General features: G+C 68.2%; 5 protein-coding genes. 4 read left to right on the top strand and 1 reads right to left on the bottom strand.

The genetic code is table 11. The features are described 5' to 3' along the window. Window positions 1–144: 144 nt before the first annotated feature. Window positions 145–1035: a hypothetical protein gene (locus MZTS_RS03005; protein ID WP_009863068.1), complete on the top strand. Its 891-nt coding sequence runs from the start codon at window positions 145–147 to the stop codon at window positions 1033–1035. Window positions 1036–1051: 16 nt separating this feature from the next. Beyond that, window positions 1052–1984: a radical SAM protein gene (locus MZTS_RS03000; RefSeq protein WP_192281394.1), complete on the top strand. Its 933-nt coding sequence runs from the start codon at window positions 1052–1054 to the stop codon at window positions 1982–1984. 18 nt (window positions 1985–2002) lie between these two features. Here the strand turns inward: MZTS_RS03000 and MZTS_RS02995 are convergent, their stop codons facing one another. Continuing rightward, window positions 2003–2935, bottom strand: a complete 933-nt coding sequence (locus MZTS_RS02995; protein ID WP_378739589.1) for a helix-turn-helix domain-containing protein — start codon at window positions 2933–2935, stop codon at window positions 2003–2005. Window positions 2936–3904: 969 nt separating this feature from the next. Here MZTS_RS02995 and MZTS_RS02990 point away from each other — a divergent pair. Beyond that, the gene (locus tag MZTS_RS02990; protein WP_009865756.1) at window positions 3905–4705 is read left to right on the top strand and encodes a SapC family protein; all 801 of its coding nucleotides are present in this window, start codon (window positions 3905–3907) and stop codon (window positions 4703–4705) included. Between the two features lie 303 nt (window positions 4706–5008). After that, on the top strand, window positions 5009–11716 hold the full coding sequence (locus MZTS_RS02985; protein WP_343068688.1) for an LEPR-XLL domain-containing protein: 6708 nt from the start codon (window positions 5009–5011) through the stop codon (window positions 11714–11716).

The following is an 11716-nucleotide window of genomic DNA, read 5'->3' as shown; positions in this document are numbered from 1 at the left end:
GGCCTTCGTCGATCTCGGCATCGCACCGCAAGCCGCCGCGACGGTGCTGGGCGAGCGCCTCGGGGAGAGCCTGGGCCATGTCGCCGGCGGCATCGGCCGGGACGGGCAGCCCTTCCTCACCGTCTATTCCGGCATGGCCGGCGCATGAGCCTCCATGACCCTGCCCGCCTCGACCCCGCGCGCCTGGAGCGGGCCGCACCGGGTGACCGCTACGCCGATTACTGCCTGTGGGATTACGAGCCGGTCGGACCGACGACGGGGCGTCTGCGCCAAGCCAGCCTGCTCTGGCACTCGCTGGCTTGCGCGGAAGCCGATCCCCGGCTCTTCGCCCTCTGCGACGCCCTGCGCGCCGGGCTCGGCCCCGGCCGGAGCGTCTGGGGCGCCAAGCTTCGCGACGGGATCACGACCTGGGAGTTCTACTTCTACGACTATGCCCGGCTGGAGCGCACGGTCTCGATCGAGCGCGTGCTGGCGATCCTCGCGCCCTTCGCCCCCTGCAGCCTGCGCTACGCCGGGGCGCGGCCCTACTTCATGTTCTCCCTCGACCTCGACGACGCCCTCGTTCGGGGGAATCGCGGCCTGGACCGCCTCAACATCTATGTCGGCAATCCCGGCAGCAGCGTCTCCTCGGGCCTCTGCTACGGGCTGACGGCGCAGGGCCTCGTCTTCGACAATCTCTACAGCTTCTTCGACGCCGCCCGCGAGCGGGAGGCGATCCGGGCCAAGGCCGCCTGCTCGGCCCATCTCGACCTGCCCGGCCTCGATCTCGACGCGATCCTCTGGCCGGAACTGATGAATTGCGGCATCGTCGTGGTGGCCAACAAGCGCCTGTGCGACGGGGTGTATTTCTCCCGCGTCGGTATCGACGGCCTGATCGCCTTCCTCGACCGGCTCGCCTATCCGCCCGCGATCCGCGGCTTCGTGCGTGAGGAAAGGCGTCGCCTGTCCCACCTGCTCTTCGATGTCGGGATCGACTACGCGGTGATCGACGGGCGGCTCACGGTCACGAAGAGCGCGTATTACGGTCTCCTCTGACAGGCGGAACGACGAGATGGGACGCTACGACCACGCCGCCTACGTCTCCCTGACGATGGAGTTTCGCTGCAACCTCAAATGCGTCCACTGCATGATCGAGGGGACGATGGACCGGCTCGCGCCGGAGTCCGACGCGCATTTCGAGGAGATCCTCGCCCTCAACGCCCGCGAGCGGCGTTGGACGGGGCTGATCCTGACCGGTTCCGAGATCACCCTGCGCCGCGATCTGCCAGACCTCGCGCGCAGGGCTCGGGCGAGCGGCTTCGCGCATGTGCGCATCCAGACCCATGGCATGCATCTCGGCCAGCCGAGCTTCTGCCGCCGCCTCGTGGAGGCGGGGGTGGACGAATTCTTCGTCTCGATCGCCGGCAGCGACGCCGCCAGCCACGATGCCCTCACCCTGGTGCCGGGCTCCTTCGCGCGCGCCCTGCGCGGCCTCGAAACCCTCGATGCGATGGAGGGGGTCGAAACCCTGACGAACACCGTCGTCACCGAGCGGAGCTACCGGCTCCTGCCCGATCTCGTCACCCGGCTCGCGCATCTGAAACGCCTGACTCAGATGGAGTTCTGGGTCTATTTCCCGATGTCGGAGCGCGACGAGAAGGGCCTCGTCGCCCGTCACGGCGCGGTGCTGCCCTATTTGCGCGAGGCGGTGCTGCGCGCCCGCGCGCTGGGCCGCGCCGTCGAGGTGAAGAACTTTCCCGAATGTCTGCTCGGCGACCTCGGCGACGCCCTCGTCAACGGTCAGCCCGAGCTGCATATCGACCCGGATTTCTGGCGTGAATTCGAGCGCAACGGCTTCTATCGCTGCCCGCATCGGGAGGCCTGCGCCTCGCGGGAATGCCTCGGCCTCAACAGCGCCTATATCGAGAAATTCGGGCTCGAAGCCGATCTGCTGCGCCCGCTCCGCCCCCGGCGGCGTCAGGCCTGGAGCCGCGTCCTGCCGTAAGTCGGCGAGGGCCCGGCTTCAGCTGCGGGTTCCGAGCCGGGGCCACCAATCGCGCAGGATGTCGAGATCGGTCCGCTGCTCCTTCTGCGCCAGGGCCACCTGCTGTGCCCGGAACTCGCTGGCGGTCACGCCGAACTGGGCGCGGAAGCTGCGGCTGAAATGGACCTTGCCGTTGAAGCCGAAATCGGCCGCGAGGCGGGACAGGCGGCGCGTCTCCAGCGGATCGCTGAGGGCGGCCCGGATGGCCAGCAGCCGCCGTTCCTGAACCGAGCGCATGATGCCGCCATAGGGGGCGAACATCCGGTACAGGGTCGCCCGCGATACGCCGATCTCGTTGGCGATCATCTCCGGCGACAGGTCCGGAGAGGTGAGATGGTTGCGGATCACCTGCTCGGCGAGGGACAGGGGATCGTTCGCGAGGGAAGGGGTGTCGACGATCTCCCTGCCCCGGACCGGATCGAGGAGCGCCTTGAGGAAGTCGAGCGTCCGGGTCACGACCTCGTCGACATCCGGCTCCTCGATCAGTGCGCTGCGTTCGCGCAGGGCGATCAGATGCGCGGCGAGCAGCCGGTTGCGGACCGGATCGAGCCGGGGCGGCAGGGGGGCCTCGACGATTCCGGGCAAGAGGGCCCGCGGCACGATGAGCGAGATCGTATCCGAGGAGGCGGCCAGGGTGTCGACCTCCTGGGCCAGATCGATGATCGCCACCTGGGAGGACCAGATCGTGGTCTGATGCCCGCTGATGAGGCCGTTGAAGCCGCCGACATTGTAGAGGTGGAACAGGATGTGGTCGGGGGTGCGAGCGATCTGGTCCCGGTCGCGGCGAAAGCTTTGCGCCCCGAACACGACCCGTGCCACGATGATGTCGCCGATGACCGCTCCGCTCGCGGAGCCGGTCGGGAGGCGCTGGCTCGGATGGAAGGCCCGCGGTTCGAACAGGGCGCCGACGATGCCCTTCCAGACCTCGAACGCGAACTCGTTCGGCAGGCCGGTCGTGAGATAATCCAGGCGTTGGAGGACTGACACGGGCGGGCCGGCTTCCGAGGCAAGTAGGAGAGAGTTTTTGGGAGTCAGTGATCGCCGAAGGGCATTGAGAAGATCGGTTTCGGGTATCGAGACGTTTTCGCAGGAGAAGAGGCCGGTCGGCTTTTGGGTGAGGCCGACTTTCGAAATTCGGCCACGCTTTCACTGTTCCGAGTTCCAGAAAATTTTACTATGTTATGAGGGCTCTGCCCTCGGCGATTGACATGTATTCCTCCCCCGGCGGGACCGCATGCGCGGTCACTGAGGGCTGTTGCGTTAGCTTACGATAGGAAGGCATCCGTCGCGCCGGGCCACGACGAATTGCGCTTGGTATCACGGCACTCCGATGTCCGCCGGTATGGCGCATTCACGCTTCCATGATCGAGAATGTTGCAGAGGCATGGCATTCGGCCTCTATAAGATGTCCCGTTGTTCGGTCAACAATCTCTGCGGCGGTCGGGGTGAAGATTGTTTTAGGGTTCGGGGAGTAAAATATAAGTTTTCTTCGTAAGTAGTCTTCGTCGTCGCGAGCTGTTGACGGGGCGATATCGAGAATGCGTGCGGGTTGACGCGAGCAGGTCGAGGCTGCCGCCTGAGGCCTCCGGCAATGCGGGTCCGGCCCAATCTCGAAGTGGGGAGTCTCGCTGACTGCTCTGTGTCGAAACCTTCTGAGCATTGAGTCAGCGGCCGCGGCCCTCGTCCGAATACCGGTAGAACGGCTCCGTTCGGGCATGGCAATCACGTCACAATCGGTTCACTCGAGGGGGTGTCCTGCGCGTCTGAGACGCTGGATCAATTAAAAAACCGGGCTGCTCCCTCTGCAAGATGGTTCGGCACTGATATGCGAGAGAAGGCCAAGATGCGGAAACCGCACATGTGTCGCGAAGTGGGGTCGGAATGAGTAAGCAGCTTCTCATCTACGAGCGTGCCGTGCCGGTGACCCGGCAGCGTCATGGGTCATGGTCGGTCAAGGCCGGCACCTCGTTCGACTTCGCCCGAGGTGTGAATTCGGTGCCGCTGATGGTGGCCGAATTCCCGAATGCTGCGGCCGAATACACCATTGTCTTCGGTGGTGCCGCCGACGAGATCATTCCGGTTGCGCTGCTCGGCATTCGCGACAACGAGAACCTGTACGTCTCCGAGACGGGCGCGTGGTCCGGCACCTATGTTCCGGCCTTCCTGCGCCGCTACCCGTTCGTGTTCTCCAGCGACAACGCCAACGAGGCCGACGCCACCTTCACCCTCTGTGTCGACGAGGAATTCGCCGGCTGCAACGACGAGGGCCGTGGCGAGCGTCTGTTCGATGCCGACGGCGAGCGGACGCAATACCTCCAGAACGTGCTGGGCTTCCTCCAAGCCTATCAGGTTCAGTTCCAGCGCACCAAGCTGTTCGTGCAGCGGCTGCAGGAGCTCGACCTGCTGGAATCGATGCAGGCGCAGTTCACCCTGCGCACCGGCCAGCGCTCGACGCTGTCGGGCTTCAGCGTGATCAATCGCGACCGGCTGAAGGCGCTGTCGCCTGAGAAGCTCGCCGAGCTGATGCGGGCGGATGAGCTGGAGCTCATCTACCAGCACCTCGCCTCGCTGCGGAACCTGACCCCGATCGCCGAGCGGATCGGCGGCCCCGTCGATGCGGCCGCGGCGACCGAGACGGCTCCGGCCTCGCCGGCCGACTTCGAGACCACGGGCAACGCCTGATCGAGGGCGCGGCCGACCCCGAGCGGGGCCGGCCCGGACGCACAGTATCGGCCGGCGCACAGGACCTGAGCGCCGGCCAGCATTTCGGATGTCGGCTTCGACCAGCCTGGCCGCCTTCGGGCGTGCCGGGATGCGCTGCCTTATGCGCGCCTGATCGGGGCGCGTGTTTCCCGTTTGGAGAGAGCGGCAATGGCTTTTCCGTTCAAGTCGGAAGGCTTCTGGGGACCCCTTTTCCGCCGCCGTGATCGTGCGCGCACGATTGCGGATGCGCCGCGCGCGTCGCGTCCGTCCAAACGTCAACTCGTGCTGCGCCTGAAAGCCAAGGCCGACCGCCTGTTCAACCGCGATCGATTGATCTTCGATCCGTTGGAGCCGCGCGTTCTGCTCAACTCCGACATCACCTACCAGATCGGGGCGACGTCCGACGCGGCGACGGCCGAGCACCAGATCCTCGTCAAGCTCATCGAGCGGCAGGAGACGGTCGACAACGCCACGAAGACGGTCCAGCGGATCCAGGTCTTCGATTATGCGAATGGCCAGCAATCCGCCGACCCGCTTCACACGTTCGGCGCCATCGATGCCAACTCGAACCAAGCCTACACGCTGACCGGATCGGGCGGCAAAGAGACCATCACGGTCGATGCCGACTCCTTCAAGTTGCTGACCGGGAATCAGAAGCCGGTCCTGGCCTTCGAGGACGGCAACGGCAATCGCGCCAACACCATCTCGCTCCTGAACACGCCGGCCGGTGCCACGGGCGCCGAGTTCGATCTGACCAAGGCCGATGGCGGCACCATCGCCTCCGGCAAATTCTCGGGCCGCTTCTCGGATGTCGCCAACCTGATCGGCGCCTCCGGTGCCAGCGACACGCTCACGATCGGCCAGGACGGCAGCCTGAGCGGCACCTTCGGCGGCGGCCAGGGCGGCCTGCAGCTCGATCTGTCCGCGATGATGGCGGGCAGCGTCGACGCGACCCTGTCGGCGGCCAACGGCAAATATGCCCTCTCCCGCAGCGGCGGAACGTCGGCGGCGACCTTCGACAGCCCCGCTTTCACCGCGCCGACGAAGAGCCTCGGCGTGCTGCTGGGCAGCGGGGATGACACGCTCCATCTCGCGAGCCTGCCGAGCGCGTCGTCCTTCACCGTCTCCGGCGGAGCCGGCGCCGACAGGATCGTGTTCGACAGCGATCTCGGCGGCCTCAGCGGCAATCGCGCCCTGACCTTCGACGGTGGGGAAGGCGACGACCGGATCGAGCTGTCGGCGAACCTGAGTGTGGCCGGCGATCTCGGTATCACCTTCAAGGGTGGCGCGGGCACGAACAGCCTCGTCGTCGGCAACGGCAAGACGATTCAGGCGGGGGGCAGCCTCACCCTGGCCGCCGACGCGACCGTGACGCCCATCGCCACCTCGTCCGGCATCGACCGTTCGGCGAGCGCGACCGCGCGGATGAGCGTCACCGTCAACGAGAATGCCGTCATCCGCGGCGCCGGCGTCGCGATCAAGGTCTCCAGCGACATCACCGTCTCGGATACGGTGCCCGCCGACACCTCGACCCTCAGCGTCACCGCCACCGGCCTGGCCGGCATCACCCTCGACGGCACGGTGGATGCGGGGACGGGCGATGCCGCGCTGACGAGCGATGTCAGCAACCGCGTCACGCTGGTTTCGACGCTCTCCTCGCAGCTCAAGGGCATCACGCCGAGCCAGACCAACAGCGCGACCATCGCCGTCGGCGCCAAGGGCGCGGTCAATGGTGGCACGGTGAAGATCGCCGCCGGCACCGTGGCCAAGGTCGATGTGAAGGTGCTCGGCCTCACTCTGCCGGGCCTCGCGACGGTGACGGGCGCGGCGGCCGAAACCTTCGGCAAGCTCAAGAGCGCGGTGACCGGCGAGGGCAGCTTCGCCGACGTGTTCACCCCCACCGAGCTGGCGGCCAAGGGCCTGATCAAGTCGGCCGAGACGACCATCAGCAACACGACCCAGGTGACGGTCGCCAGCGGCGCGCGGATCGTCCAGACCGGCGCCGCCAACGCGATCGCCGGCAGCGATCCGGCGATCGCGGTCCAGATCTCCGCCGACGACAGGACCGACGCCAAGACCACGCTGGTCACGACGGACGGCGCGGCGGTGCCGAGCCTCCATTTCGACGACCCGGCCCTGGACGCGGCGGCGGATGCGGCGGCGAAGGCCGCCGCCGCCATCGACGTGCTCAACATGTTCGGGCTGACCGGCACGCAGACCGTCACCCGCCTGACGAGCGTCGATCTGGGTGTGCCGGCGGCCGGGACGCTGCCCGCCAGCGCGCCCGCAGCCGGTGATCCCGCGCTGCTCTCGGCCGAGGGCAAGGCGGCAATCCGCGCTGCCAATTCCGGCACGGTCGCCGTGCGCATCCGCGCCGCCACCGAGGCGCCCGATCCGGCCGATCCGGAGAAGAACACCGTCGCGGGCAACGGTGAGGATGACGGTTCGCTGCCCGCCCCGATCAAGGCGGGCGCGGCCCAGATCACCGTGAACGACACCGTGCGCGTCGCCGTGCGCGGCGTTTCGGTCGCGGCGGCTTCGCTCGCCGTCTCCGCCACCAACGATTCCGTCATCGAGGCGCGGGCGATCCAGGCCCGCAACCTGCTGACCGGCTCGACCGTCGCCCTCGTGGAGAAGGCGCGCCTCAGCGCGACCGGCGGCGCCGTCTCCGTCGTCGCGATGGACGCTACCGCGGCGAGCGCCATCGCCGAGCCGATCCAGACCGACTCGCTGGAGCCGGAGAGCGCCGCCGACAAGGCCAGGCGCGAGCTGATCGGCATCACCCGCAGTTCGGCGGTCAACACCGCCGAGCGCGACATCACCGCCTCCCTCATCGCCTCCGAGGCCAGCGGCTCGGACGGCGTCACCCTGACGGCGCAGAACGCCCTCGACCTCACCACCGAGGCGAAGGCGGCGGTGGCGGCGAGCAAGTTCGGCATTGCCGGCTCCTACGCCGTCAACATCGTGCTCGGCAGCACCACGGCGACCGTCCAGGGCGGCAGCGTCACCGCCGCGAGCGGCGACGTCACCGTGAATGCGGCCGACGTCACCAACATCGATTCGCGGGTGCAGACCTCGGTCGAGGGGAAGGACGTCTCCGGCGGCACTGCCATCGGTGGCGCGGCGGCGTTCAACATCGTCGGCTACCGGGCCGACGGCGTCGCGAATACGGGCAAGCTCGCCGACAAGATCGTCGGCATGGCTCTCGATGCCGTGCTCGGCAGCGGCTTCTTCACAGTCGCCGCCACCCAGGCGATCCGCGCCCGGGTCGATGCCGCCACCGTCACCGCCTCCGCCGGCCGCGTCGGCCTGAACGCGGTGAGCGGCGGGACCGTCGACGCCACGGTCAGCAACACCGTGACCGTGCGGACCCCGGATCAGACGCGGCTCGATGCCGCCAAGGCTCAGGCGACGCGCACGGCCCTCAACAAGGCCCGCACCTTCCTCGGCAAGCCGACCCTGGGCGGCGAGCCCGGCGCGGTGACGAGCGCGAGCTCGCGCAGCATCGGCGGTCTGATCGCGACCAACCGCATGAACCGCTCGGCCACGGCCGACGTGATCAGCGGCGCCACCATCACCAGCGGCGGCGAACTCGGCCTGCGCGCCGTCGATCTGTCGACCATCAACGCCAATGTGAAGCTCGTGGCCTCGAGCCAGGCGGCGAGCGATGGCGGCCTGCCGTCGAAGCAGCCGCAGATCAGGTCCGACTACAAGCTGAGCGCCGCCCAGCCTGTGGCGATCACCCTCGGCCAGCGGGTGGCCGTCGATTTCTCGACCCTGCTCGGCGAGCAGGCGATCAAGACCGTCGGCACCCTCGACGCCATCAAGGCGAACCTGCCGTCCACCACCAAGCAGGCCCAGACCGGCACGACTCCGCCCAAGGCCCCGACCCTGAAGCCGATCTCCAAGGGCGACGTGGTCCTGGTCAGCCCCGGCCATCCGGCGGGCAAGGGCGCGATCAATTCCTATTACCGCTACGTCAAGGATACGACGGCAGGCCCGGATTCCCTCGACCTGTCGAAGGAGGATTTCACCGGCGCGAACTGGGAGCTGATCGGCGCGAAGGGCGCCGTCTACGCCTATATGGGCGCCGACCGCACCGACGCGAACAAGCTCGACCTCAAGACGGCCAAGTTCTCGGACCGCGACCTCTGGCGCCGCGTCGGCGAGAGCGAGGCCGCCCCGACCAAGGCGACCGGCTCCGGCGGCCTCTCGGCCGGCGGCATCGTCGTGCGCAACGAGATCAAGGGCGGCGTGACCGCGGCGATCAGCAGCACGGCCAACGCCACCACCACGGTGAAGGCCGGCAGCGTCGCGGTCTCCGCCGAACGGGGCGCCACCATCACCTCGGCGGCCGACGCCACCGTCGAGGCGATCGCGACGATCAAGGAGCAGACCGGCGCCAAGGAGGACGGCAGCGCCGGCACCGGCACCGCCAGCACGGTTCCCGGCCAGACCTCGGCCTTCGACAAGGCGACCCAGTCGCGGTCGAGCGCGCTCGCGATCAACGCGGTGATCGCCACCAACACGATCCAGTCGGCCGCGGACGCCTCGATCAGCGACAGCGACATCACCACGACCGGAAGCGACGGTGCGGTCGCGGTCGGCGCGAAGACCACCGGTTCGATCGAGGCCGGGGTGAACGCGCAGATCACCGCCCTGTCCAGCGGGCCCGCCGGCACCGACGACACGGCGCCCGCCGCTTCGACCTCTGCCGCCTCGACCCCGGCCACCGGCACCGGCCAAGCCGTGCCGCCGACCACGACGGCTCGGGCGGGCGGCCTGCAGCTCGCCTTCAACGCCATCGGCTACGAGAGCGGCAATCTCGGCTTCGACACCCTCGATGCCCTGGTTGGAACCAACCTCGTCAGCCCGGCGACGGCCCAGGCGAGTGCCCGCATCACCAACACCAAGGTCACGGCGACGGGCGCGGTCAGCGCGACGGCCGAATCCTCCGGCTCTATCGCTTCGACCCTCGGCAACGAGGTCACCGCCTCGGCCCGCGCCGCCAGCGTCAACGCCCTGGCGGTGTCCGGTCTCGTGGCGATGAACCGCGTCAGCGGCGCTGCCCAAGCCTCGATCGATGCCGCCAACAAGAGCGTCTCGGGCACGGATGTGACCGTCTCGGCGGTCGACAGCGTCGGCATCGCGGCGGAGACGGCGGTGGCCGCCTCGGCGACCGTCGAGAAGACCGGTTCGGTCAGCGGCGTCGGCAAGAGCGCCGAGGCCCTGCTCGGGGAGTACACCTACACCACCGCTTCCGGCTCGCGGCAGGTCAAGTTCGGTCAGAAGATCCGCCTCAGCGACAGCTGGGCCGGCAAGGGCGAGAAGGGCGCGGTGTACCAGTATATGGGCACCGATTTCGACGCCGCGCTCGATCTCGGCAGCACCACCGATCCGAAGCTCGACTTCTCCGATTTCGCCCTGTGGAAGAAGCTCGACGCCTCGAACGTCGTCGCGGGCGCCACCAGCGCGAAGCCACCGGCGGCCAAGCTGTCCGCCACCGGTCTCGGCGGCGTCTTCTCCCGCAACGACGTCTCGGGCAAGGCCGAGGCCTGGATCGCCAACACCACACTCGCGGCCAGCGGCGATGTCGGCGTCACCGCCTCCTCCGAGGCGACGATCACCGCCAAGGACGAGAGCGAGATCGAGGTCGAGGGCGGCTCGGCCTTCAGCGGCGTGCTCGTCTCCAACAATGTGCAGAACGGCGCGCGTGCCTTCGTCAAGAACAGCACGGTGACCAGCGACGAGGGCGGCGTGACCGTCTCGTCCGAGAATTCCTCCAAGATCGAGGCCGAGGCGACGGGCTCCGTCACCGGCGAGACGACGGCGATCGGGTTCACCCTCGCCTTCAATACCGTCGGCTTCCAGCAGCAGAACCCGCTCTACAACGCTGTCGACACCATCGTCGGCGATCCGCTGATCGCCACCGCCACCAAGTCCGAGAATCCGGCCGGGGCGACGGCCTTTCTCACCGGGTCGACGGTGACGGCCAAGCGCGACGTCTCCGTCACCGCCGACAGCCAGGCCCAGATCACCGCCTCGGTGGGCAACAAGGCCGAACAGGCGGATTCCGCCGAGACCGTCCACAAGGCGGAGACCGGCGCGCACGGGATCTCGGCGGGCGCGGTGCTCGCCCTGAACAAGGTCAGCGCCCGGGCCGAGGCCTTCATCGGCGCGGAGACCGTCGCCGACACGGCCCCGGCTCAGACTGCGGCGACCGTTTCCTCGACCGATGGCACCGTGACGGTGTCGGCCAAGAACCAGGCCGGGATCGAGTCGACGAGCACCATGATCGGCGCGTCGTCGGTTTCCGGCAGCGTCGCGGAACTCGCCAAGAAGGCGGTGGCGACGGCGCTCACCATCTACGATTACACCTCGAAATCCGGCTCGAAGACGCTGAAGACCGGCGACCGGGTGCGGCTCGCCGCCGACTTCACGCCGACCGCCGCGAATGCCAGCACCGACGCGCAGCGGCCCCTCGGCGAGGATCCGGTCCTGAAGGGCCGCGTCTTCATCTTCGTCGGCGCGGCCTCCGCGCAGCCGGTCGATCTGGCCGCCGAGGACTACACCAACGCGGCGCGCTGGTTCGCCCTCGACGACGGCGCCACGGTCACGACCAAGCCCTCGGTCGCCGGCACCACCGGCACGACGACGGACACCACGACCGGCGATACGCAGAACAAGGACACCACGACCGTCAAGACGGCGGACGGGACGGTGACGATCACGCGCAACAAGGCGCGCTACTCGTCGAAGGACGGCTACCAGTTCATGAAGGCCGGCGAGGGCGTGCTGCTCTCGAAGACCGACGATCAGTCGAAGGGGGAAAAGGGCACGATCTACATCTGGCGCGGGGCCGACAACACCAAGGTCACGCTCTTCGGTGAGGATTACACCAGCGACAACTGGATCCCGGCAGCGGCCAAGACGGTCATGCCGAAGCTCGACACGGTCGCCGACCCGGCCCCGGCCCCGCGCCAGATGTAG

The sequence above is a fragment of the Methylorubrum zatmanii genome (assembly GCF_014845115.1).
GTDB lineage: Bacteria > Pseudomonadota > Alphaproteobacteria > Rhizobiales > Beijerinckiaceae > Methylobacterium > Methylobacterium zatmanii.
Note: the sequence above shows the minus strand (reverse complement) of the source record. Positions and strands in the feature narration are given on the sequence as shown.

What these genes read in the sequence shown, in the direction of transcription:
- MZTS_RS03005 (WP_009863068.1), top strand. Translation starts at nt 145, where the DNA reads ATGAGCCTCCATGACCCTGCCCGCCTCGACCCCGCGCGCCTGGAGCGG.
- MZTS_RS02990 (WP_009865756.1), top strand. Translation starts at nt 3,905, where the DNA reads ATGAGTAAGCAGCTTCTCATCTACGAGCGTGCCGTGCCGGTGACCCGG.
- MZTS_RS03000 (WP_192281394.1), top strand. Translation starts at nt 1,052, where the DNA reads ATGGGACGCTACGACCACGCCGCCTACGTCTCCCTGACGATGGAGTTT.